Origin of the sequence: Thalassobaculum sp., from assembly GCF_040219215.1 — a bacterium.
In the GTDB taxonomy this organism is placed as follows: Bacteria; Pseudomonadota; Alphaproteobacteria; order Thalassobaculales; family Thalassobaculaceae; genus Thalassobaculum_A.
This window is the reverse complement of sequence record NZ_JAVJSX010000008.1, coordinates 521544-545989: the sequence shown is the minus strand read 5'-3', so window position 1 is coordinate 545989 and position 24446 is coordinate 521544. Positions and strand designations below refer to the sequence as shown.

Below are 24446 nucleotides of genomic sequence, written 5' to 3'. Positions count from 1 at the left end.
CAGGGGGAAACACCATGAAGCTGCTGCGCTATGGCCCGCGCGGCCAGGAGAAGCCGGGCGTCCTCGACGCCTCGGGCGCGATCCGTGACCTGTCGGGCGTGGTTTCCGACATTGATTCCGCGACCCTGGCAGCCGGCGGCCTCGCCAAACTGAAGGGCGTCGACCCGGCCAGCCTGCCGAAGGTCGGCGGCAGCCCGCGCATCGGCGCCTGCGTCGGCGGAATCGGCAAGGTGATCTGCATCGGCCTGAACTACTCGGACCACGCGGCCGAAACCGGTGCCGCGATCCCGAAGGAGCCTATCGTCTTCATGAAGGCGACCAGTGCCGTGCAGGGCCCGGACGACGACGTCCACATTCCTCGCACCTCCAAGAAGACCGACTGGGAAGTCGAGCTTGGGGTCATCATCGGGAAGACCGCCAAATACGTCTCCGAGGCCGACGCACTGAGCTACGTCGCAGGTTACTGCGTCGCCAACGACGTTTCCGAGCGCGAGTTCCAGGCGGAGCGCGGCGGCCAGTGGACCAAGGGCAAGTCCTGCGACACCTTCGGCCCGATCGGCCCGTGGTTCGTGACGGCCGACGACGTCGCCGACCCTCAGAACCTGGACATGTTCTGCGACGTGAACGGCAAGCGCATGCAGAACGGCAACACCAAGACCATGATCTTCCCCGTGAAGCACATCATCCACTACCTCAGCCAGATGATGTCGCTGCACCCCGGCGATGTGATCATGACCGGCACGCCGCCGGGCGTCGGCCTCGGCATCAAGCCGCAGCCGGTGTTCCTGAAGGCCGGCGACACCATGAAGCTCGGCATCAGCGGGCTTGGCGAGCAGACCCAGAAGCTGGTCGCAGACTGATCGCCATGGCCGAGATGAACCTAACCGTGGAAGCCTGCCTGCCGGATGACCGGCAGCAGGCGACCCTGGTCGGCCGGATCTGGCGCCCGGACGTCGACGGCCCGTCGGTCGTCGCGGTCCGTGGTGACAGCGTGGTCGACATCACGGCGGTGGTTCCGACCGTGTCCGAGTTGATGGCCCGCAACGACGCGGTTGCCGTTGTCCGGGATGCGCCGGGCGAGACCGTTGGCGCTCTGGCTGAGATCCTCGCCAACTCGGCGCATGACCGGCGGGATCCCAAGCTTCCCTGGTTCCTCGTGCCGGTCGACCTGCAGGCGATCAAGGCCTGCGGCGTCACTTTCGCCGAGAGCATGCTGGAACGGGTGATCGAGGAGAAGGCCAAGGGCGACCCGTCTGCGGCCGACGCGATCCGTCGCGAGATCGTCGGCCAGATCGGCCTCGATCTGTCGAAGATCGTGCCCGGCTCCGACGAGGCGATGCAGCTGAAGAAAGCGCTGGTCGAGCGCGGAATGTGGTCGCAGTACCTTGAGGTCGGGATCGGGCCGGACGCCGAGGTGTTCACCAAGGCCCCGCCGATGGCCGGCGTCGGCATCGGCGCCGAGGTCGGGTTGCACGCGATCTCGGACTGGAACAACCCTGAGCCGGAGATCGTGCTGGTGATCGCCCCCGACGGGCGGATCGTCGGCGCTACGCTGGGCAACGACGTCAACCTGCGCGACGTTGAGGGCCGCAGCGCCCTGCTGCTCGGCAAGGCGAAGGACAACAATGGATCGGCCGCACTGGGACCGTTCCTGCGGCTGTTCGACGACCACTTTGGAATCGACGATGTGCGGCTCGCCGAACTGGATTTGACGGTGGCCGGACAGGACGGCTTCGTCCTGAAGGGCCGGTCGTCGATGAGCCGGATCAGCCGCGACGTCGCCGACCTTGCGGCCCACGCGATCGGACCGCATCACCAGTATCCTGACGGCCTCGTCCTGATGACCGGCACCCTGTTCGCCCCGACCGAAGACCGGGGCGCGCCGGGCGAGGGCTTCACCCACAAGATGGGCGACGTGGTTACCATCCATTCCGCGCGCCTGGGCGCGCTGGTCAACCGGGTCGACCGCAGCGACGCCATCCCGCCGTGGACCTTCGGCGCCGGCGCCCTGATGCGGAACCTGTCGGCACGCGGCCTGATCTGAGGGGACATCTGCATGGTTGCCTATGACTTTACCGGACGCAGCGCCATCATCACCGGCGGCGCGCGCGGCATCGGCTTTGCCATCGCCCAGCGACTTACCGCCAGTGGCGCCTCGGTCAGCCTGTGGGATGCCGATGCGGCCAAGCTGGCGGAGTGCAAGAGCGCGCTCGGCCTGCCGGAGGAACGGGTGCACACCGCCGCGGTCGATGTCACCGACGACGCGGCGGTCGACCGTGCCGCCGCCGAGGTCGAGCGGGAGTTCGGCCGCATCGACGTGATGGTGGCCTCCGCCGGCATCACCGGACCCAACACCAAGACCTGGGACTATCCGGTCGATGCGTGGCGCCGGGTGATCGACATCGACCTTACCGGGGTATTCCTGTGCTGTCGGGCGGTGGTGCCGTATATGCGGGCGCGCAACTACGGCCGGATCATCAACATCGCCTCGATCGCCGGCAAGGAAGGCAATCCGAACGCGCCGGCCTACTCCGCCGCCAAGGCCGGTGTGATCGGTCTGACCAAGTCGCTCGGCAAGGAACTGGCGGATACCCCGATCACGGTGAACTGCGTGACCCCGGCCGCGGTGAAGACCGAGATCTTCGACCAGATGAGCCAGGAATTCATCGACTTCATGTTGACCAAGATCCCAATGGGCCGGTTCGGCCTGGTCGAGGAGATCGCGTCGCTGGTGACCTGGTTGGCATCGGAAGACGCGTCGTTCTCCACGGGAGCGGTGTTCGACTGCTCCGGCGGCCGCGCCACCTACTGAGCCGATGCCCGGCCCCGTCGAGACCCTCTGGCCGCTCGGCGCCACGCTCGGGGAAGGCGCCTGGTGGAACCCGGACGATGGCTGCGTGTGGTTCGTCGACATCAAGAAGCCAACGATCCACCGCTGGCGCTGGTCCGACGGCGCAACCGCCAGCTGGCCGATGCCCGAACGGGTCGGGTTTGCGGTGCCGCGCGCATCCGGCGGCTTCATCCTCGGCCTGAAATCCGGCCTCGCGCTGTGGACACCCGGCGCCGATCCGGTCCCCTGGCTGTCGGTCGACGCCGACCGGCCCGGAAACCGCCTGAACGATGCCACCGTCGATGCAGCGGGACGACTGTGGTTCGGCAGCATGGACGATGCCGAGGTTGAGCCGACCGGCCGGCTGTGGCGCCTCGCCCCCGCGGCGCCGTCGGTCAGCGCGCATGACGGGCCCTACGTGGTGACAAACGGACCGGCGGTCTCTCCGGACGGACGGACGCTGTACCACGCCGACAGCGTGGGGCGCCAAGTCTGGGCGTTCGACCTGGCGGCCGACGGTACACTCGCCAACCGGCACCTGTTCGCCCGGTTCACGGAGTCCGACGGCTACCCGGACGGAATGGCCACCGATGCCGATGGCGGGCTGTGGGTGTGCCATTGGGGCGGCGGCCGGATCAGCCGGTTTCACCCCAATGGGCGATTTGACCGGGCCATCCGACTGCCGGCTCCCCAGGTGACCAAGTGTGCCTTCGCCGGACCGGACCTCGACCGGCTGGTCGTGACCACGGCGGCGATCGGCCTCGACCGCATCGCCCACCCGACGGCCGGGCATTTGTTCAGCGTCGATCCTGGGGTGAGAGGGTGGTGCCCACCACCGGTTGCGGCGTAGCTCCGGGCAATCAGCCGACGTGTGCTTATGGCTATGACTTGAGCGCATCGTCCACTCAGACGTCATGTCCACTCCAGATCGATACCGAGATTTGGACAAGGCCGTCGCACCTTGAGGACAGGAACTCAGAATCTCGGCTACGGCTCGCCTGCCTCCTCGATCTGACACCGGTTCCGAGAACGTGCTAGCGTTCCGCCGCGATGATGTGAGGTGTGGCGGTCAACGAGCGAAAGAGACCCATGAGCCAGGAAGCTGCTGTCCTGTTCGCCAACGAGGCATTCTATCTCGCCTTTTCGCTCAAGGACATCAAAGGGATGGACGAGTTGTGGTCACGCCATCTGCCGGTGACCTGCGTGCATCCTGGCTGGCAGCCCTTGATCGGCCGCGAGGCCGTCATGGACAGTTGGATCGGCATATTCGGGAACCCCGGCTCGCCGGCCATCGAATGCCGTCAGCCTCGGGTGTTCCTGTATGGCGACCTGGCACAGGTCTGCTGCTACGAGGTCATGGAAGAGGGAACGCTGGTCGCCTGCAACCTGTTTGCTCGGCACGGCCAAGCCTGGATCCTGGTTCACCATCAGGCGTCACCGGTTGCCGAGAAGCCGCAATTCGACGAACCCACGCCGCGACGCACCCGCCTGCAGTAGCACCCTCGACCGACGTCGAGAGGGATCCGCCCATCCACTCCTCGACGCATTCCAGCCCCCGAAACGGCGACGGGGCGGATGGTTGCCCATCCGCCCCGCCGATCCGTGGACCGTTGTCCGACCGAGATTACTTGCGGATCTCGATCTTCACCCGACGGTTCTTGGCTTCCTTCACACCATCCGGCGTGACGACCTTGTTCTGGGTCTCGCCATAAGCCATCAGCTTCATGGCCGGCGCATTCGACCCGATCAACGTGGCCAGTTCCTTGGCCACCGCATCGGCACGGCGCTGCGACAACGCCATGTTGTACGCTTCGGAGCCGGAACGGTCGGCATAGCCCGAAACCTCGATGTTGGTCGCAGCCATGTCGTCCGCCGCATTCGCAGCGTCGATCAGCGTGGACTGGGTCTGCGCCGTCAAGGTCGACTTGTCGAAATCGAAGTAGACCGTGAAGTTCGCGAAGGTGATGGACGGCTTCGGCGCGGCGGCCGGTGCCGGCGTGCCAAGCTGCGCCATCGCGGCATCAAACCGATCCTTGCACCACTTGATGTCGGCCGGCTGGAAGTTCTCTTCCTGCTCCTGCATCCAGCAGTCGAAGCTGGCCTGCGCACGGGCAGCTGCATCGGGCTTCGCTGAGCGGGCACCGCCATCCAGCGCTTCCATCAGCTTGCGGCGAGCCTCCGCCAGCCCACCCTGGGCGGCGGCCGGGATATCCCGGGAAGCAAGCTCTTCCGGTGCCGGCGGCTTGCCGTTGGCGGACGCGATCGCCCGAGCGGCGAACGTGTCGGAATCCATGTAGTCGCCCTCGGCGAACTCCATCTCGGCCAGAACCAGATATTCCTTGTACAGCCCCGCACTGAATGCGTCGCCAGACGGCGTCAGCCCCTTGGCGTTATCGAGCTGGAAGCCCGCACAGGCGCTCAGCCCGAGCATTGCGGTGGCCGCCACCGCCAGCTTGGTGGCGCCTATCATTTTCGTGAACATGCGCGTCTCCTTCTCGTAATCTCATGCGCCTCGTTTTGAGACGGCAAGCCCCCGACATTCGACCAGGACCGCATACCCGCCTCCCGTCGTGTCGATCGGAAAACCGCTCTCGGACACGACCCGCAATATGCCCCAATTGTTGGAAATGTCCAACTAGGACACAGGCGCTATTGGTAAATACGTAGCCGATAGGCAATAGGAGAAGTCGCAATCGGCAGCGCCGGCTTCATTTTACCGAGCGATCCGTCATCTGTTTTCCGCAACAGAACGACCCGACCTCCAGTTCCGGGACAGGCCAGTGCCAATCCATCGGGAACACCGCATCATGCCGGAGCGATCGAGGACCCGGTTCACCGGGCAGCGCGCGCTAAGACAGCCGGTGCAGACAGACCGCGCTGCTGCCTGCTATGACGTCGAAGGAAATCTCATGACCGCGGATCGTCCCATGCCGAAGATCACCCCAGGCACGATCATCAAGCTGCTGATCATCTCATTCTTCGTCGGCTGGGGCCTTTCGGTCCTCGACCTGACGCCGATGGAACTTCTGCGCAGCATGTTCAACCGCTTCGACCAGATCCTCGACTGGATCGGACGGTCGTTCGGGTCGATCGTGTCCTACGTACTGATCGGCGCCATGGTCGTGGTCCCGATCTGGCTGGTGCTGTTCCTGATCGATTGGTCCAAGCAACGCGGCAGATAGGGCCGGCGCCCCCGCCGAGCCACCGCCGGCAGCAGCTTCGTCGCACAACGAGATCGGCCGAGCGTTCCCGCTCGGCCGATCCGCTACAAGTCTCGTCCGGACGACTTGCAGATGTCTAGCGGAAGCCTTCCGCCAGCGTGAACATGACAGCTACGATCAGCAGCCCGAAGGCGATCCCGATCAGGGAAGGCCACACCCCGAAGCTTGCGCTGTCGTCCGATGAATCAGGTGACATTGACGTTCCTCCCGCTAATTCGCCAAGGCATTCGGCAGCCAAAGTGCGATCTCTGGGAACGCCATGACAAGGCCGAGGCCGATGATCTGCAGTGCAATGAACGGCAGCACCGCCATGAAGATTTCCTGCAGCGTGATGTAGTCCGGCGCCACCGACTTGAGCCAGAAGCACGCCGGGCCGAACGGCGGTGACAGGAAGTAGATCTGGATGTTCATCACGAACAGCACGCCGAACCAAAGCTTGGCGGAGTCCGGATCCAACCCGAGTTCGGGCGCCATCTGGACCACCACCGGCGCGAAGATCGGCACCGTGATGAACAGGATGGCGATCCACTCCATGAAGGTGCCGAGGATCACCAGGATCCCCATCATCACCAGGATGACGCCCATCGGCGACAGATCCAGGCCGCTGAACAGGCTACGCATGAAGTCGCCGCCGCCGACCAGATTGTAGATCCCGACGAAGCTGACGGCGCCGAGGATCAGCCAGATGATCGTGCCGACCGTCGACATGGTCTGGGTGATCGCCACCTGCATCATCGACCAGGTCAGCCGGCCGCGCACAGCACCGACGATGATCGCACCGAACACGCCGACGCCCGCCGCTTCGGTAACCGACGCAATGCCGGCATAGATCGAGCCCATGACGAACACGATCAGCATGATCGACAGGATCACCGCAAACCGACGATCCGAGGACAGGCTGGTGGTACCGGCACCGCGGGCCGCCACCTCTTCCGCGGTCGGTGCCAGGGTCGGGTTTATCGCACAGCGGATCAGCACGAACACGATGTAGAACGCCGCCAGCAGCAAGCCCGGGAACACGCCTGCCATGAACAGGTCGCCGATCGCCACCTGCGCCGACAACGCATAGACGATCATCACCACGCTGGGTGGGATCAGGGTCGCCAGCGAACCGGCGGCACAGATGACTCCGATCGAGAGCTTGCGGTCGTACCCCAGACGCAGCATCTGCGGCAGCGCCACCAGACCGAGCATGACGATCTCGCCGCCCATGATGCCCGACATCGCCGCCATGATGACCGCCACAACCACGGTCTGAACCGCAACACCGCCGCGCAGGTTGCCGGAGAACACGGCCATGGCGTCGAACAGGTCTTCGGCGATCCCGGCCTTCTCGAGCAATGACGCCATCAGGACGAACAGCGGCACAGCGACCAGCGGGTAGTTCTCCAGCAGGCCGTAGGCATTGGTCGAAACCAGGTACAGCCCGCGCGGACCGAAGAACAGCAGAGCGCAGAGGATCGACACGATCAGCGTCACCACGCCGAGCGGCATGCCGGTCATCATCAGCAGGACCAGGGCGATCACGATGCCGACGCTGACCGTCCCGATGTCATAGTCGCGAAGGCTGAGGACCTGGGTCGGGTTCAGCGCCTCGCCCAGCCATCCGACCAATTCGTTGCCCCAGCCGATGATCCCGACGTCGCCGCTGTAGTGCCCGATCGCCAGGAGAGCCAAGCGTCCAACCAGAAGCGCCCCAACGACAACGATCAGCAATCGGGGAATCGCGGCCTCGACGTGCCGGTGCAGGTTGACCAGAAGCTGGATCAGGTAGATCACCGCGCCGACCATCAGCGCGGATTTCAGCATCATCGGTTCGGGCGAATTGAAGGCACTGCCGGCCCGCTCGACCAGATCGATCGATTCCAGCGCGCGGGTCATGGCGTCGCCGGCCAGCAGGAACAACGCAATCACGCCGATGACCAGCGCAAACAGGTCAAGCCGCCAACGGGTACGATCGCTGGCCATCAAATAGAAGACCGTTATGCCGATGTGCCGGTTGCGCTGGGTGACGTACCCGACCGAGAGCATCCAGGCCGTGGCGCACAGCACCATGACGATTTCGAACGCCCATTGCGTCGGCGCGTGAAAGAAGTACCGGGCGATCACTTCGTAAAGCGTGGCCACGGCACACAGCAAATAGAGTTGTCCGATCGCCAGCCCCGAGAATCGGCTGAAGGTATCGATGGACGAGGCGACGGAGCGGGACATTGCAGTCTCCGAAAGATCGACCGAGTTACAAAAAAATCGGCGAGGAGCCGGATACCGACCCCCCGCCGTCTAATCGAGCGCGAACCTCAGTCGAGGAGACCGGTGCGCTTCATGAAGCTGATGTGCGCATCAAGAGCTTCCTTGGCCAGCGGCGACTTCTCGCCGAAGTCCTCCCACGCGCCGACCGCGATCTTGCGGAACTTGGCGCGCTCTTCCTTGGACCAGTCGATGACGGTCATCTTCCCGCCGGCCTTGTCGCGCGCAGCCAGATCACGATCCTGCAGGTCGGCCTGCCGGCGTATTGTGGCGTAGGCCGCGACGTACCAGACTTCCAGGATCGTACGCTCGCCCGGGGTCAGCTTGTTCCAAACATCCTTGTTCACGACGAACTGCAGGATCGCCATGGAATGGATGCCCGGGTACAGCGGATAGAACGCCACCTTGTGCATGCCGGACGCATCGTTGTTGACGTAAGCCGAAGCGTCGGCGGCATCGACGATGCCCTTCTCGAGCGAGGTGTAGACCTCAGAGAACGGCAGCGAGACCGGCGAGGCGCCGGCGCGCTTGAAGACCTCGGCCGCGAGCCCTTCAGGCGACCGGATCTTCACACCCTTGAAATCTTCCACCGTGTTGATCGGCACCTTGGAAACAAGCGCTTCCTTGGCGTACGGGCCGCAGCCGACGACGTGAATCTTGCCGTTGCCGTACTTGTCATAGAGCTTCTGGAGGATCTCCTTGCCGCCGCCTTCCATGCAGAAGGTCTGGACTTCTTCCGGCGTGTCGTAGCCGGCGATCAGATCGCCCATCAGCGCAAACGCCGGATCGCGACCGGAGAAGTAAGCCACCGCGTTGAGGTCGCCGTCGAGGATCCCGTTCGCGACCGCGTCGATGGTCTCCTTGTGCGGCACGACAGCCTTGGTCGGCAGCACTTCGAGTTTGAGCGAACCACCGCTCATCTCCTCGATCTTCTGCTGCCAGCCTTCGGTCATGAACCGGTGTGCCCAGTCACCCGGCGCCGAACTCGCCTGCACCTTCAGTGTCTTTGCATCGGCCGCACCGGTCAGACCGAGTGCGAGCGCCGCCACCGCGATGGCGATTGTTTTACGCATGAGCCTCCTCCCAGGAGAGTTATTTTCGTTTTCCGAGCCGCGATCATCCGTGCCCCGGCCAGCGTTTGTCAATTGCGCCAGCCGGAAAACCCCACACAGACGTATGCTCATCAGCTTATACGACTAATCCGCTTTCGGCTTCCCGACAATCTCCCGCACCGAAAAGCCGCCGGTGGCACTGGACGCCAGCGCGTGGAGCGTTTTCCCCGGAAAAACCTGATCAGCCAGCTCGGCCAGTGCCGTATCGGTGCCGCCGAACGGCGCCACCACGTCGATCAGCCAGGCGCGATCGCCGCATCGCCATTCGTTGGGTTTCAGACGCATCTGCCCCTGCTTCAGTCGGGCCTCGACCTCCTCGTTGACCAATGCCCACGAAGCATAGATCACCGGAACCGACCCGCTGTCGGTCTGCCGGCGCCAGACCCTGGCTTGGCGCGCCATCATGGCCGGCAAAACCAGCCACTCGAGATCCGAGACGAACACGTGGCGATGCCCCGGCGACTGCCCGAACAACGTAACGACCTGACCGAGCAACCGGGTCATGTCATCACGGGGCGATTCAGTTGCCGGCTGGGCAGGGGCCGCCGACGAGGGAGCCTTCTCCGCCGGCTTCTTCGACTCCGCGGCCGCTGCCGTTTTGCGTCCCGACGACCGCTTGGAGCCAGTTTGCGGCGCCTCCGACCCGTCGGTACCGAACACCACGTCACTCATGTCTCTCTCCCCTCGGTCAGTGCGCAAAGACCACCGGCATGGTGGCATCGGCGATGATGTCACTGGTGGCACCGCCGAAAATCATCTGTCGCAGGCGGCTCTGGGTATAGGCACCCTTGACCAGCAGGTCGACGCCGGCGGCTTCCGCCTGATCCAGCACGTCCAGGCCAGGCCCCCGCGCCGAACGCGAGCCCATGGCGACCTCGGCAGCGACGCCGTGCAGCTTGAGGTAGTCAACCAGCGCCGCTCCGTCGGGCCCCGGCACGGACCACCCCTCGATCTCGATCACCACCACCTTCTTGGCGGCCCGCAGCAACGGCATGGACTGGCCGATCAGCCGCGCGGTCTCAGTGCTTCGGTTCCACGCCACGCCCACCGTATCACCGGACGGCCGGGTCCAGCCGATCGGCGTCAACATCACCGACCGGCCACCTTCGAACAGCGCAGTCTCGAACACCGCGCGCCAGTCGGTCTCCTCGGCCTTGCCGACGACCGTCAAATCGAACAGCCGGGCATGCTCGCCGATTCCAAACCTTGCCTTGAGCGGTTGGTCATTCAGCACGACACGTCCTGCCGTAGCCCCGAGACCGGAGATCCGACCGCGCATGGCCGTCAAGGCCGTGTCGGCTTCCCGAGCGAGGTCGGGACCCTGGTCCGCGTAGTCGATGATCCCCACACCCATCGGATCGACCAGAGGGCTCTCGACTGGGCGCGGGTAGAACATGGCGACCGCTCGACCATCGAAACGCTCTGCCAGATGCGCCGCAACCTCGAGCGGTGCTCGTTCTACGCCGTCGAGGCCAAAGGGCAGGAAGACGTGCTTCATCGTCGATCTCCTCATCTCGCGGGCGTTCTGATAAGCATCATAAACGAATTCAGGGATGTCGACAGGGGATGCGCAGAGCGTGCCGGATACCGCCATCCAACACCGCCTCCCACTCGTCACTCCGGGATTCGCTGTCGGACAAGGACACGATCCCGTTGGCCCTGCCCTCCGATCAGCGGTAGTATTGCACCTTAGTGGATCGGGAAAAGTGGGCGGCCGTGTCCGGCAAGACACCAAACAAACAGCGCCGACTCTCGCACATCGAATTGGCCGAGGTCGTCAAAACGCACCAGAACTTCCTTCTGGGGCGTCCGGGGGGCCTGCGCGCGCAGCTCGTTCACCACGACCTCTCGGGCATGCTGCTGACCGGCAGCAATCTCAAGGACGCCGACCTGACAGGCGCCAATCTCACCGAGGCCGATCTGTCGGATTGCGTGCTGGACGGTGCGTTGCTGTTCGGTGCCAACCTGTCCGAAGCCAATCTTGAGGGTGCGCGCATGGTCGGCGCCGACCTGCGCGGTGCCACGTTGCGCGGTGCGCGGCTGCGCAACGCCAACCTGCACAAGGCCGACTTCCGCGACGGCTCGATCACCAAGCGTGGCAAGGGCGGCAACCTTACTGCGATCACCATGAAGCTCGGCGCCACCCATATGGAGAAGGCGGATCTTGCCGGTGCCGATCTGCGCGAAGCCGACATGACCGCCGTGGTCGCGACCCACACCGATTTCACCGACGCCGACCTGCAGGGCGCAATTCTGACCAAGGCCAATCTTCGGGGCGCAACCCTGGCAGGCGCCCGGCTTGACGGCGCTCGCCTGGACCACGCGGACTTCACGGGCGCCAACCTTGCGTTCGCCGTGTTCGGCAGCGCCTCGATCGAGACCGTGGCCCTCGACGGCTGCGATCTCTCGACCGTGTTGACCGATAAGCCGCGCGGACGCAGCTACAGGGAATTGGATCCACCGCTCAAAGACGGGATTGTCGGTCATCTGCGCTGGGTCTCCACGAACGGGGCCGAAGGTGCCGTCCTGACTCTCGACAATATCGACCTCAGAGGCGGTCCCAGCTTGCGGGAGGTGGAGTTGCCGGGACTGTCCGCCGAGGGGGCCATCTTCATCGGCCTGGACCTGACCCGTGCAAGCCTGGTGGGTGCCCGCCTCAAAGGCGCCGACCTGCGGAACTGCACGCTCAAGGGCGCCGACCTGCGTGGTGCCAACCTGGAAAAGGCCCGCCTCAACGGTGCCGACCTCAGAGACGCCAAACTCGGCCCGCTGATGTCCGGCGACCGCTCGTTCTCGACCAACCTGCGCGACGCGCTGCTGCGACGGACCGATCTGCGCGGCGCCGATCTGCGCAACGCCCAGTTGACTGCCGCCGACCTGACCGACGCCGTGCTGTTCAAGACCAACCTCGACGACTGCGATCTGACCGGCGCCAAGATCGCCTCGTCCAAGGCCTGAGCGTACCCGCGATGAGTGTTGAGTCACGCCACGCAGGCGCCCTGCGCGAACTGCATGTGGCAGTCAACGCCGTTTGGCGGCTCGGGCGCAACATGGTCGTGGCCTGGAGCTACTCCGGCTCGACCGTTTACCTCTGTGTCGTGCCGACCTACGTCGTGTTCGAGACCAGCGAGGAGATCAACTACACGTTCGACAAAGGACGGCTGCGCGACGAGGAGACCTTCCTCGATCTGTGCAAGGGATTCGGCGCCCGTCCGACCCGGATCGAACTCGATGCGCCCATCGGCAAAGGCAAGGGCGAAGTCCCGCCATCGACCATCGAGCGGATGCTTCGCCGCTACTCGGTCACGCATACGCCGCATCGGGCGGTCATGCTGTTCGATATCGTCGGCTTCTCCAAGGCCTCGCCGATCGAGCAGGTCGCCCAACTCAACTCCCTCGAATACTCCATCAACAGCGCCGAGAAGCGCCTCCAGGCGCTCGGCCTGGATGTTGAACTCGCGCGATCCACCGTCGGGGACGGATTCTATGTCTGGAACCGGCGGCAGGGGCTGGAGGCCGAGTTGCGGACCTATCTGGCACTGCAGTTGATCCTGCTGGACAACAAGCGCGCCCAGCGAAAGGGCGGCACCCGGTTCGTGCCGGTGCTGCGGACCGTGTTCTCGATCGGCAGCCACTACTCGTACCACCAGGTGGAAGGACAAAGCCCGCGCGGCTTTGAGTACATCGTCGGCGACATCACGATCTCTCTGGCCCGGTTGATCAGCAAGGCCGAAGCGCACCAGTTGCTGATTGGAAACTTCGAGCGACCGGTGGACCGCGCCAAAGGGACGGTGCTGGATGCACCGCTGTTCCTGGCGCGGGCCGTTTCGGAGTCTGCGGCAATGGAGGGATTGGAGTTCGGCAGGGAACCGATACGGTCGGTGCACTCGTTCATCACCGGCACCGATCTGGCGAGTGGCCGACAGTCCGTCAATCAATACACCATCAAGGACAAGCACGGTTTCGCCCATCCGGCCTTCAATGTCGTGCTGCAGGCCCGGTTCGATTCGGACAGCACGTTGACCATCGGACTCGGCACCGACGCGCTGACGGAGTTCGACGCCGATGCCGATCCGTACCGAATAGACATCAAGAATCTTGCCAGAATGCGGGATCTGTTCCGGGCATGACGGGGACTTCAGCAAGCCGCTTGCCGGAACCCATCGTTCTCTTTAGAAAATATTAGTGAAACCGGCGCAATCGTGAGAGCCACCCGGATCCGGGACGTGGCGCTCGATTTTGGTGCGGCAGGACGGCATGTTCGGAAAAACCAAGACCAAGGGTGCGGCAGGAGCGTCGGCCCAGAAGCCCATCAAGTACGGATCGGCCATCTTCGGCGAGGACGAGCTTGAGATTCGCGAGCTCCACCTGAAGGGCGTGCGGATTCCCAATCCCGGCGACGGCAACATCATCAACGGTCAGAAGTTCTTCTTCACCATGCGGTTGGGCGAAGGCGACACCGCGGTCTCGTTCAAGGTGAACGCCTTTGCCGTGGCCGCCTCCGAGAAGGAAGTGATCGGCAAGTTCGCCGATATGGACGACGACGAGAAGCGGCTGATCGCGCTGCACCTGAAGGCACTCCGGGCCTCTGGCGCGATCGCCTGACACCCCGCCCTGCGCTATCCGCGCATGCGTGATCCGGTGGGGTCGATCGGCGGTTCGGCCAGGACCCGTGCCGCCTTGCGCTCTCCCAGGATCTCGACTTCCAGAGGTTCGTTCAGGAAGCCGGTATCGATGTAGGCCAGCGCCAGACTGCGTCCGGCAGCATAGCCGTAGCCGCCGGACGTGACGAAGCCGACGGTGCGGTCCCCCACGTCGATCGGCTCGTCACGCCATGCGTCGGCATCGGTCGCGTCGATCTCCAGCAGCGCGAGCGTCTGCGTCGAGCCCGCATCGCGCGCCGCCAGGTACGCGTCCCGGCCGATGTATCCGGGCTTGTCGGCGATGAACCGGTCGAGGCCGGACTCCACCGGCCCCAGCCCCGGCGTGAATTCCCGCAACCACGCGCCGAACCCCTTCTCCAGGCGCAGCGCGTTCAGCGCCCGGCCACCGAACAGCCTCACGCCCAGCCCCTCGCCCGCAGCCAGCAGCGCCAGCAACAAGCCGCGCTGGTGATCGAACGGCGCATAGATCTCGTAGCCGAGTTCGCCGGTGTAGGAAATGCGCGCCACCCAGGCGCTGGTGTGACCGATATCGAGCCTGCGGATCGAACGGAACGGGAAAGCGCCGTTCGAGATGTCTTCGTCGGTCAGTCTGGCCAACAGCGCACGGCTGTTCGGACCGGCAATCGCGAAACCCGCCAGTTCCCGCGTGCGGTTGCGCAGCGACACCCCGCTCGCCGGTGCATGGTCGGCAAACCACCGCTGGTGCACCTCCTGCGCCGCCGCCGAGCCGACGATCAGGAAGCGGTCGTCCGACAGTCGCGATACCGTCAGGTCACCCAGCAGCCGGCCCTTCGGGCTCAGCATCGGCGACAGCGCCATGCGGCCGGGCCTTGGCAGCCGTCCCGCCAGGATTCGGTCCAGGAACGCCTCTGCCCCGGATCCCGAGATCTCGTGCTTGGCGAAATTCGCGATCTCCAGCACCCCGACCGTCTCGCGGACGGCCTTGGCTTCCACGCCGGTCGGGCCGAATGCGTTGGAGCGCCGGAAGCTGGTGGCCTCCACCGCCGGCTCGCCGTCCGGGGCGAACCACAGGGCGTGCTCGAGGCCGACCGCCGCACCGAACACGGCGCCCTTCGATTTCAGCAGATCGTATGCCGGCGTGGTGCGCAGCGGGCGCGCCACCGGCAACTCCTCGTTCGGGAAGGTGATGCTGAACCGGCGGCTGGAGTTCTCCTGCACCTTGGCGCGGGTGAAGGCCCGGCTGGCGATGTCGCCGAAGCGCCCGACGTCCATCGCGAAGATGTCCATCTCCGGCTCGCCCTCGATCAGCCATTGCGCCAGCATCAACCCGACACCTCCACCTTGGCTGAACCCGGCCATCACCCCGCAGGCGCACCAGAAGTTGCGCAGGCCCGGTACCGGGCCAACCAGCGGGTTGCCGTCCGGCGCGAAGGTGAACGGACCGTTGATCGCCTGCTTGATGCCGGCCTTGGCCAGCGGCGGGAAGTGCCGGAACGCGAGGTCGAGGGACGGCGCGATGCGGTCGAAATCCGGCTGCAGCAGTTCATGGCCGAAATCCCACGGCGTGTCCTTCGGCGACCACGGCACGCATGCCTTTTCGTAGGTGCCGATCACCATGCCCTTGCCTTCCTGACGGCTGTACAGCTCGGCCTCGAAGTCGATGGCATGCGGCATCTCGCGGCCGCGCTCCGTGTTGTAGGCGACGATCTCGGGGATTTCCTCGGTGATCAGGTAGTGGTGTTCCATCGCCAGCACCGGCAGCTCGATGCCGACCATCCGGCCGACCTCGCGCGCCCACAGCCCGCCGGCGTTGATCACGATCTCGGCGGTGACGGTCCCCTGCTCGGTCACCACCTGCCAATGCCCGTCGCTGGTCGCGACCAGTTCCTTGACCGGGTTGCGCAGCACGATCTCCGCCCCCTTCAGCCGCGCCGCCTTGGCGTAGGCATGGGTGACGCCGGACGGGTCAACATGGCCCTCGTTCGGGTCCCACAGCGCGCCCAGGAAATGGCTTGTGTCGATCAGCGGGTGCTGGCGGCCGACCTCCTCCATGCCGACAAGCTCGGTGTCCATGCCCAGCACCCGGGCCTTGGCCCGCGCGGTCTTCAGGTAGTCGAGCCGCTCCGGCGTGGCCGCCAGCATGAAGCCACCGGTCATGTGCACACCGCAGGACTGACCGGAGATCTCCTCGATCTCCTTGTACAACCGGATCGTGTAGTCCTGCAGCTTGGCGACGTTCGGGTCGCTGTTCAGGGTGTGCATGCCGCCGGCGGCGTGCCATGTCGACCCGGATGTCAGCTCGGATCGCTCGATCAGCATCACGTCGGTCCAGCCGAGCTTGGTCAGGTGGTACAGAACCGAGCACCCGACCACCCCGCCGCCGATCACCACCACCCGCGCCTGTGTCTTCATCAGAGGTTCTCCCGAGGACTACGCGGCGAGCCTTGCATCGCTGCGCGGGAAGGAATGCTCACCGGGCGTCACTCGGCGTCCGGTTTGCGACGGAAGTGCCGGTCGAGCGCAGGTGCTGCAATGAACTCAGAAGTCCGTCGGCGCCCCGCCCTCTTCGATCCGCTTCGCCACGAACGCGTTCAGTTCCTCGCGGATCGCCGGGTCCATCGGTGGGGCCTCGTATTCCGCCAGCAGGCGGCGGGCCAGAATGTCGGAGCGGGTCAGGGCGTCGGGCGAACCGGCTTCCTGCCAGCTCTCGAAATTGCGCCAGTCCGAGACCATCGGCGAGAAGAACGCGGTCTTGAACCGCTCCTGGGTGTGGGCGGTACCGAAGAAGTGGCCGCCCGGTCCGACGTCGCGGATGGCATCCAATGCCAGGGTGCTGTCGTCGACCACCAGCGGCGTCAGGAACTCGGCGAGCATGCCGATGGTGTCGGCGTCCATCACCATCTTCTCGTAGGACGCGCACAGCCCGCCCTCCATCCAGCCGCAGGCATGCTTGAGGATGTGCACCCCGCCCATCACCGCGCCCCACAGCGAGAAGACGCTCTCCCATGCCGCCTGGGCATCCGGGACGTTGGCGGCATTGGCGTTCGACGACCGGTAGGGAATGTTGTAGCGGCGCGCCAACTGGCCACCGACCAGCGCCGCCTTCATGTACTCCGGAGTGCCGAACGCCGGGGCGCCGGATTTCATGTCGACATTCGAGGTGAAGCCGCCATAGGCGACCGGCGCACCCGGGCGGACGATCTGGCTGAACGCCAGACCGGCCAGCGCCTCGGCGTTCTGCTCCACCAGGGCACCGGCAATCGTTACCGGCGCCATCGCCCCCGCCAGAGTGAACGGTGTGATCACCGTCGGCTGGCCGGCCTCTGCCATGGTGATGACACCCTGCAGCATCGGGTAGTCGAGGCGCAGCGGCGACGAGGAGTTGATGATCGAGAACAGGCTGGGCTCGCGCTCCAGCTGCTCGCGGCTGACCCCGCGGGCAATTCGGATCATCTCGATGCCGTCCTCGATCCGCTCGCGGCCCAGCGAGTAGGCGTGCAGCGCCTTGTCGGACATCGTCAGGATATCGCGCAGCGCTTCCAGGTGGCGGATCGATGCGTGGATGTCCACCGGCTCGACCGGATAACCGCCGAAGGCGTGGATCGCGTTCAGGGAGTGGCCGAGCTTGACCAGATTCCGGAAATCCGCCCGGTTGCCGACCCGACGTCCACCGGCGAGGTCGGAGACGTTCGGTGTGCTGGCGACCTGGCAGACCACGATCTCGGTACCGCCGACGCCGACGTTGCGCTCCAGATTGCGGGCGTGCAGCGTGAACGAACTCGGAATGGTCTTGATCCGCTCCTCGATCAAGGCGCGGTCGAACCGCACGCGCTGCCCGTTCACCGACGCGCCCGCCGCCTTCAGCCGCTCGCACGCCTCCGGCAACAGGAAGTCGATCCCGATCTCTTCCAGGACCTGCAGCGATGCGGTGTGGATCGACTCCAGTTCGTCATCGCTGATCGCCCGTATCGGGGCGTAGGGGTTGAAGATCCGCCGGAACGCCGGCTGCTCGATCTGCGCCGGGCCTTCGCGACGGCCGCGCCGGGCTCCCCGCCGTCCACCACGGCCTTCGGCTTCGGATTCCGACGGGACATCCATCGACATGTCGTGCGCTCCCCTGGTCGCGGTGTTCGAGCCCCTGGGACTGTGCGCCCGCGTTTCCAACGCCGTCGAGCCGGAAATCGACGGTCCCTAGGCTTGACTCGACATCAAAGGCGGGTCGAATCCCCTGGTCCCTCACGGAGAGCATTCATGACCATCGACGCGGTTCCCGATCTGTCCGACAGCGCCCTGGCCCGGTGGATGGCCGATACCGGCATCGCCGGCACCCCCTCCTGGTTGCGTGAAACGCTGTCGAGAGCCGCTGCATCGCCGGAGCCCTACCCGGCAGGCTCCTGGATCGGGCTGATCGCGCCGAATGCCGATCCGGCAACGACCGACGCGCTGACGGCGCTTCGCGACGCCCTGCGTCCCGCCGCTTCCGCAGCCGATCCGGCGCGGCTGGACCGGCTGCGGGACGCGCTGCGTTCGGCGGAGGTCGACGGATTCATCATGCCGCGCGCCGACGAGCATCAAGGCGAGCACATACCGCTTGGGGCCGAGCGCTTGGCCTGGCTTACCGGGTTCACCGGCTCGGCCGGCGTTGCGGTCGTGCTACCCGACCGGGCCGCACTGTTCGTGGACGGCCGATACACGCTGCAGGCCGGCCAGCAGGTCGATACCGGGCGCTGGGAGATCCAGCATCTGGTCCGAACCCCGCCGGCCAGCTTCGTGGCCGACCACCTGTCTGGGCGCCGGCTCGGCTATGACCCAAAGCTCCATTCGGTCAACGGCATCACCCGGATCCGCGACGCCGTGCAGCGCGCCGGCGGCACGCTGGTCGCGCTCGACCCGAATCCGCTCGACGGCATCTGGACCGATCGCCCGCCGGTACCGCTTGGCCGGGTCGAAGTGCTTGACCCGTCGTTCACCGGGGTTCGCGCCGCCGACAAGCGTCAACTGGTCGCCGCCTCGCTCGGCACGTCCAAGGCCGATGTCACGATCCTCAACCAGCCGGAGTCGATCGCCTGGCTGCTCAATGTTCGCGGCCGGGACGTACCCTACACCCCCCTGCCGCTGTGCTATGCGACCGTGGCGGCGAGCGGTGCGGTGGAGCTGTTTCTCGATCCCGCGAAATGCGACCCCGAAACGCGCGCGGCACTCGGGAACGAAGTCAGCCTGCGTCCGTTCGAGGAGATCGGCGACGCCGTCGATGCGCTCGGCAAGGCCGGTGCCACTGTATCGCTCGACCCGGACAGCGCGTCAGACTGGCTGCAGCAGCGGCTGATCGCGGCGGGCGCGACGGTCACGACGGCCGAGGACCCCTGCATCCGGCCGCGTGCGCTGAAGAACGCCGTCGAGATCGCCGGCATCCGTGCGGCGCACGCCCGCGACGCGGTCGCCGTCGCACGATTCCTGAAATGGATCGACGACCACGCCCCCGGCGGCACGGTCACCGAGGCCGCCGCCGCCGATCAGCTCGAACGGTTCCGCGCCGATGGCGCCTCGTGGCGCGGCCCGAGCTTCGCGACCATCTCCGGTGCTGGATCGAACGGCGCCATCGTGCACTACCGCGTGACCCCCGAGACCGACCGGCCGCTGGAGTCCGGTACCCTCTACCTGGTGGACTCCGGTGCCCAGTATCTCGACGGAACCACCGACATCACCCGCACCGTGTCGGTCGGCACGCCGACCCAGGAAATGCGGGAACGCTTCACCCTGGTTCTGAAGGGCCATATCGCCATCGCGACCGCGCGGTTTCCCGTCGGCACCCACGGCGGGCAGCTCGATGCGCTGGCCCGGCAGTATCTGTGGAAGGAAGGGCTGGACTTCGACCACGGCACCGGCCACGGGGTCGGGTGCTTCCTCGGCGTTCACGAAGGCCCGCAGCGCATCTCCGCAACCGGACGCGCTCCATTCGAGGCCGGCATGATCGTCTCGAACGAACCCGGCTACTACAAGCCCGGCGGATACGGCATCCGGATCGAGAACCTGCTGCTGACGGTCGAGACCGACCCCGCCCAGGATACCGGCCGGCCGATGCTGGCATTCGAGACCATCACGTTTGCCCCGATCGACCGGCGGTTGATCGAGCCGGCGCTTCTGACGTTCGAGGAACAGGCCTGGATCGACGCCTACCACGCCGCCGTCCGGCAGCGGGTCGGCCCCATGCTCGACGACGCGGACAAAGACTGGCTGGCAGCGGCGACCGCGCCGATCGGGATGTAATCCGCGCGGCTAGGTCTGCTTGCGACGATCCGGACGGCCGCCCAAAGGAATTTCCTTTCGACGCCGGTCCGGCCCGGCATAGTCGTCGGACCGCACGAACTGGCGCGGGTCGTTCAGTACCAGGATCAGCTTGCGCCGCATCTCGTCGATCGACACCGGCTTGGCGACGAAGGCGTTGACCCCGGCATCGCGCGCCTCGATCACGGTCGTGCGGTCGGTATGGGCGGTCAGCAGGATCACCGGGGTGTGCGGCCTGGGAGATTCGCGGTGGGTCCGGACCCGTCTGGTGAAGGTAATGCCGTCCATCGGCTCCATCATCATGTCCGACACGATCACGTCGGGATGGAAGGTGCCCAGGTGACCGAACGCTTCCTCGCCGTTCGCTGCGCGCTCGATCTGCTGGATGCCAACGCTCTCAAGAATCGAAACGACCAGATCCCGTGACATCCGATCGTCCTCGACGACCAGGGCCTTGATCCGACTGAAATCGATATCCTTCATGCTTCGCTCCGATCCCAGCCGTATCCGGTATCTATTGGCGCGCCCGGAAGGTCGCGCTCAGTTCAACCGCCGCCTCGGCGGTACGCTTCACGACATCCGCCATACCCGACAGAGCGGCCTGACCGGCGTCCAGTGTATCGCACGCCATCTCGGCCGCTCGCGATGCCGATACCAATTGGGTCGCCCCGAAGTTCGCCGCAAGACCCTTCAGCGTGTGCGCCGCACGTCGTGCCCGTACAAGGTCCTCGTCGTCAAGAGCCGACCGAAGCTCGGCCAGCCGCATCTCGATCTCTGACGGCAGCATCGACAGCATCCCGGCCACCCGCTTCGGCGGAAGCACGCCAAGCACCTGCTCGACCCGGACGAGATCGAAAACCGGCTCGTCCTCGTCTGCCGGCGCTGACTCCGGAAGCGTCTCCGCGGATGGGGTCGCCACCGCCGCCTCGTCGGCGGTCCCGGCTCCGGCCCCGTCCCCGCGCCCCAGACGCGCGATCGTCCGGTCCAACAGGCGCCAATCCACCGGCTTGGTCAGCAGCTCGTCAATTCCCGCATCGAAGTAGATGTGGCGATGCTCCGGCAGGGCGTCGGCGGTCAGCGCCACAATCGGCACGGCTGCCGACTCGCCGGGCAGTTGCCGGATGGCGCGGGTCGCCTCGACGCCGTCCATGACCGGCATCTGCATGTCCATCAGGATCAGGTCGTAGCGTATGCGCGTGGCAGCCTGCAGCGCTTGCTGCCCGTCCGCCACTTCATCGACCTGATGCCCGGATTGCGCCAGCACCTTGGAGACCAACATCCGGTTCACATCGTTGTCTTCGGCCAACAGAATCCGCCTCGGCAGTGTCGGCAGATCCTCCAGTTCGGGGCTGCCTTGTTCCTCCACCCCAGGGACCTCTGCGACGCGTACCAGCACCGCAAATCGGAAGACCGATCCTCGGCCCACTTCGCTTTCAACCGTGATGGATCCGCCCATTCCTTCAGCCAGACGACGAGAGATCGCGAGCCCGAGCCCGGTGCCGCCGAACTGCCGCGTAGTGCTGGAATCACCCTGCTCGAACGCCTGAAACAATTGCTCCAGGACGCCCGGAGCAATGCCCTGGCCAGTGTCGATCACTTCGCCCTGCAGACGGATCAGTCCGCTCGGGCCTTCGGTCGCCGTCAGGCGCACCGTAATCCGGCCTTTCGATGTGAACTTGATCGCGTTGGAGATCAGGTTGGACAGGATCTGCTTGACGCGGAGCGGGTCGCCGCGGACCCAGGCCGGAACCGACGGCTGCAGATCGGCTTCGAGCACCAGCCCCTTCGCAGACGCCTGCGCCTGGAACAGGCCGAAGACATCGCTGACGACCTGCTCCGGAGCGAATGCAATCTCTTCCAGCTGAACCTTTCCGGCCTCCAGCTTCGAGAAATCGAGAATATCGTTGAGCAGGGCCAACAGCGTCTCGGCCGAGTCCCGCATGACGCGCACGTAGCCCTGCTGCTCCTTGCTCAGGTTTGTGCGTGACGCCAATTCGATCATCCCGAGCAGACCGGTCATGGGCGTCCGCAACTCATGACTCATGACGGCCAGGAAACGTGACTTCGCGGCTCCGGCTTCCTCCGCGCGGAGACGTGCGGCGTCAATCTGCTCGGCCAGATCACGAAGCGACTGCGCCTGCTCCTCCAACTCGTCCCGTGCTGCGCGCAACTCGTTCTCGGTACGGACCCGTTCGGTGATGTCCGACCGGATCCCGACCGAACCGCCGTCGCTGGTCCGATTCTCCGCAACCAGCAGCACCCGCCCGTCCGCCAACGCCTGCAGCGTGGGCTGGTCCGGCGGATTGCGGTGGAGTTCCAGGCGCTCGGCAATCCATTCTTCTTCCCGGCCGACCGCCGCCGGGAACTGCCCCGTCGCCGCCGCGTCGCGCACGATGTCGACAAACTTCCGGCCCGGACGAATGTACGCCGTGCTCTTGCCGTACATCCGACGATAGGTCTCGTTGCACAGGATCAGAATGTCGTTGGCGTCGAACAGCGCAAACCCCTCCGACATCGATTCCAGCGCGTTGCTCAGCCGATGCTCGAACTGCGCGGCGCGAACCTGCGCACGCCGCTCCGCCGTGACGTTCCGGAACAAGGTGACGTAGCCGCCGTTCGGCATCGGGCGTCCCAGGACCGCATAGATCTCGCCGTCGTTTCGTCGCCATTCGAAATCTGCCGAACTGCGGCGGGCGATGTGAAGGAACATCGGGCGAATGCCAGTCTCGGTCGACGGCAGTTTCGCCAGGACATCCTTGGTCAGGCCACGCAACGGACGGCCACGCTCAAAGCGATCCGGATCGACGCCGACGAGCGAGACGAAGGCACTGTTCCATGCCATCAACCGGTTGTCGGAGTCGAACGCGATCAGCGCGTTGGGCATGGTGTCGAGCGTCGCCTGCAACACCTCCATGGTCTGCCCGAGTTCGAGCTGCGCCTGTTTCTGTTCGGTGATGTCGATCCGGGTGCTGATCGTGTGCCCGCTTGCCGTTCGATTCTCGCGAATCAGGTACCAGTGACCGTTGGCAAGGCGACGCTCCGCCATCGGGAGCCCTCCCCGGCGGTCGGCCATCCGTGCGGCGATGTATTTCTCCGGTTCCTCCAGCGCGGTCCGGTCCAAGACCACCTTGTGCTGCAAGCTGATCCGCAACACGTCCTCGAACGTCTTGCCGAGCAGCTTCGTCTCGTTCTCCAGATACGGATACAGTTCGAAGTACTTACGATTGGCGAGAACGAACCGGTCGTGCTCGTCGTAGACGGAGATCGAGTACGGCACGATCTCGACCGTTTCCCGCAGAATCGTCATCGCGCGGTTGCGCTCCGCCAGGGTCTCTCGCGCCGCGATCTGGTCGGTCAGATCCTGCAACACGCCGACCACGGCCGTCGCCTTGCCGTCGCGCCCGCGCTCGGTGGTTCCACGGCACGCCACTTTCCGCACGGAGCCATCCGGCCAGACGATCTTGGCCTCGAACGCGATATCGACGCCGAACCGGATTGCCTGGTTCACCGCTGCCGCAACGCGCTCGCGATCGTCCGGATGATAGAGGGCCGACGCATCGGCCGAACTCATCGGCGTTCCTGGTTCGATCCCGTGGATCCGGTACGTCTGGGCGGACCAGACATGCCGATCGCTGGGAATCTCGATCCGCCAATGGCCGATCCACGCCATATCCTCCGCCAACTCAATCAGCGGTCGGCTCTCTTCCTGTGGCGCCCGGCGGAGCGTCTGAACGACACCCTGCACCGCCCCGCTGGAATCGACGATCGGGCTGGCGGTGATATCGACCGCAAACCGGTTCTGCTGGGCGTCGGTACGCTGGCCGCGAAACCGGAGGGGTCGACCGCCCAGCACTCCGTCCAGCCATCCCACCGGGTCGTCGTCGGGTTCGATCAGTGAGCGAGGAGCCCCCAACGCATCCTTCGCCGCAACGCCGAACAACCGCTCCGCCGCCGGATTCCAGGCTACAATGGTCCCGGCCGGGTCAAAGGCGATGACGGCATCGTCAATCGCATCGACAAGGCTTCCGACGTCCACACCCGATTGCCCAGCGACATCGCTTCGTATCAACGAAGCCATGACGGTTCCTCCGCTCTTCGCCACCCGCAGTCTACCGTCCAGGATGAC

19 protein-coding genes are annotated in these 24446 nt (G+C 65.4%); 10 read left to right on the top strand and 9 right to left on the bottom strand.

Annotated elements, in window-relative coordinates; all coding sequences use genetic code 11:
* The first annotated feature begins 14 nt into the window (after nucleotides 1-14).
* The 5 genes from RIC54_RS08025 (at nucleotide 15) to RIC54_RS08005 (ending at nucleotide 4327) form a co-directional block, all read left to right on the top strand.
* Entirely contained in the window at nucleotides 15-860 is an 846-nt protein-coding gene (locus RIC54_RS08025; RefSeq protein ID WP_350086521.1) for a fumarylacetoacetate hydrolase family protein, read from the top strand.
* A gap of 5 nt (nucleotides 861-865) precedes the next feature.
* Nucleotides 866-2044, top strand: a complete 1179-nt coding sequence (locus RIC54_RS08020; RefSeq protein WP_350086518.1) for a fumarylacetoacetate hydrolase family protein — start codon at nucleotides 866-868, stop codon at nucleotides 2042-2044.
* Between the two features lie 12 nt (nucleotides 2045-2056).
* Nucleotides 2057-2812: an SDR family NAD(P)-dependent oxidoreductase gene (locus RIC54_RS08015; protein ID WP_350086515.1), complete on the top strand. Its 756-nt coding sequence runs from the start codon at nucleotides 2057-2059 to the stop codon at nucleotides 2810-2812.
* A 4-nt stretch (nucleotides 2813-2816) separates the two neighbouring features.
* A complete protein-coding gene (locus RIC54_RS08010) occupies nucleotides 2817-3680 on the top strand; it encodes an SMP-30/gluconolactonase/LRE family protein (RefSeq protein WP_350086512.1) in 864 nt (287 codons plus the stop codon).
* 239 nt (nucleotides 3681-3919) lie between these two features.
* Entirely contained in the window at nucleotides 3920-4327 is a 408-nt protein-coding gene (locus RIC54_RS08005) for a nuclear transport factor 2 family protein (RefSeq protein ID WP_350086509.1), read from the top strand.
* Nucleotides 4328-4454: 127 nt separating this feature from the next.
* Here RIC54_RS08005 and RIC54_RS08000 read toward each other — a convergent pair whose 3' ends face one another.
* Nucleotides 4455-5312, bottom strand: coding sequence for an OmpA family protein (locus RIC54_RS08000; protein WP_350086506.1), 858 nt, complete (start codon nucleotides 5310-5312; stop codon nucleotides 4455-4457).
* Between the two features lie 445 nt (nucleotides 5313-5757).
* Here RIC54_RS08000 and RIC54_RS07995 point away from each other — a divergent pair, with 445 nt between their 5' ends.
* Entirely contained in the window at nucleotides 5758-6012 is a 255-nt protein-coding gene (locus tag RIC54_RS07995; protein WP_350086503.1) for a DUF6460 domain-containing protein, read from the top strand.
* Between the two features lie 249 nt (nucleotides 6013-6261).
* Here the strand turns inward: RIC54_RS07995 and RIC54_RS07990 are convergent, their stop codons facing one another.
* The 4 genes from RIC54_RS07990 to RIC54_RS07975 form a co-directional block, all read right to left on the bottom strand.
* Entirely contained in the window at nucleotides 6262-8262 is a 2001-nt protein-coding gene (locus RIC54_RS07990) for a TRAP transporter large permease subunit (protein ID WP_350086500.1), read from the bottom strand.
* An 86-nt stretch (nucleotides 8263-8348) separates the two neighbouring features.
* Complete coding sequence (locus tag RIC54_RS07985; RefSeq protein ID WP_350150916.1) at nucleotides 8349-9482, bottom strand: TRAP transporter substrate-binding protein; 1134 nt, start codon at nucleotides 9480-9482, stop codon at nucleotides 8349-8351.
* A 12-nt stretch (nucleotides 9483-9494) separates the two neighbouring features.
* Nucleotides 9495-10082 carry a toxin-activating lysine-acyltransferase gene (locus RIC54_RS07980; RefSeq protein WP_350086494.1) on the bottom strand — a complete coding sequence of 196 codons (588 nt, stop codon included), beginning with the start codon at nucleotides 10080-10082 and terminating at the stop codon, nucleotides 9495-9497.
* 16 nt (nucleotides 10083-10098) lie between these two features.
* Nucleotides 10099-10908 carry a putative universal stress family protein gene (locus tag RIC54_RS07975; RefSeq protein WP_350086491.1) on the bottom strand — a complete coding sequence of 270 codons (810 nt, stop codon included), beginning with the start codon at nucleotides 10906-10908 and terminating at the stop codon, nucleotides 10099-10101.
* A 266-nt stretch (nucleotides 10909-11174) separates the two neighbouring features.
* Here RIC54_RS07975 and RIC54_RS07970 point away from each other — a divergent pair, with 266 nt between their 5' ends.
* From RIC54_RS07970 to RIC54_RS07960, 3 genes are all read left to right on the top strand, one after another.
* Nucleotides 11175-12368 (top strand): pentapeptide repeat-containing protein, encoded by a 1194-nt coding sequence (locus RIC54_RS07970; RefSeq protein WP_350150914.1) that lies wholly within the window; start codon nucleotides 11175-11177, stop codon nucleotides 12366-12368.
* Between the two features lie 11 nt (nucleotides 12369-12379).
* On the top strand, nucleotides 12380-13540 hold the full coding sequence (locus RIC54_RS07965) for a hypothetical protein (RefSeq protein WP_350086485.1): 1161 nt from the start codon (nucleotides 12380-12382) through the stop codon (nucleotides 13538-13540).
* A 127-nt stretch (nucleotides 13541-13667) separates the two neighbouring features.
* Nucleotides 13668-14015 (top strand): hypothetical protein, encoded by a 348-nt coding sequence (locus RIC54_RS07960; RefSeq protein WP_350086482.1) that lies wholly within the window; start codon nucleotides 13668-13670, stop codon nucleotides 14013-14015.
* A gap of 14 nt (nucleotides 14016-14029) precedes the next feature.
* On the opposite strand, the gene RIC54_RS07955 is transcribed toward RIC54_RS07960, so the two are convergent.
* Nucleotides 14030-16447, bottom strand: a complete 2418-nt coding sequence (locus RIC54_RS07955) for a GcvT family protein (RefSeq protein WP_350150912.1) — start codon at nucleotides 16445-16447, stop codon at nucleotides 14030-14032.
* A gap of 126 nt (nucleotides 16448-16573) precedes the next feature.
* On the bottom strand, nucleotides 16574-18139 hold the full coding sequence (locus tag RIC54_RS07950; RefSeq protein ID WP_350086475.1) for a trimethylamine methyltransferase family protein: 1566 nt from the start codon (nucleotides 18137-18139) through the stop codon (nucleotides 16574-16576).
* Nucleotides 18140-18286: 147 nt separating this feature from the next.
* On the opposite strand from RIC54_RS07950, the gene RIC54_RS07945 reads away from it, so the two are divergent.
* Nucleotides 18287-20302, top strand: a complete 2016-nt coding sequence (locus RIC54_RS07945; RefSeq protein WP_350086472.1) for an aminopeptidase P family protein — start codon at nucleotides 18287-18289, stop codon at nucleotides 20300-20302.
* Nucleotides 20303-20311: 9 nt separating this feature from the next.
* Here the strand turns inward: RIC54_RS07945 and RIC54_RS07940 are convergent, their stop codons facing one another.
* Both RIC54_RS07940 and RIC54_RS07935 read right to left on the bottom strand, forming a co-directional pair.
* On the bottom strand, nucleotides 20312-20803 hold the full coding sequence (locus RIC54_RS07940) for a response regulator (protein ID WP_350086469.1): 492 nt from the start codon (nucleotides 20801-20803) through the stop codon (nucleotides 20312-20314).
* Nucleotides 20804-20834: 31 nt separating this feature from the next.
* Nucleotides 20835-24398, bottom strand: coding sequence for a PAS-domain containing protein (locus RIC54_RS07935; RefSeq protein ID WP_350086465.1), 3564 nt, complete (start codon nucleotides 24396-24398; stop codon nucleotides 20835-20837).
* Between the last annotated feature and the right edge of the window lie 48 nt (nucleotides 24399-24446).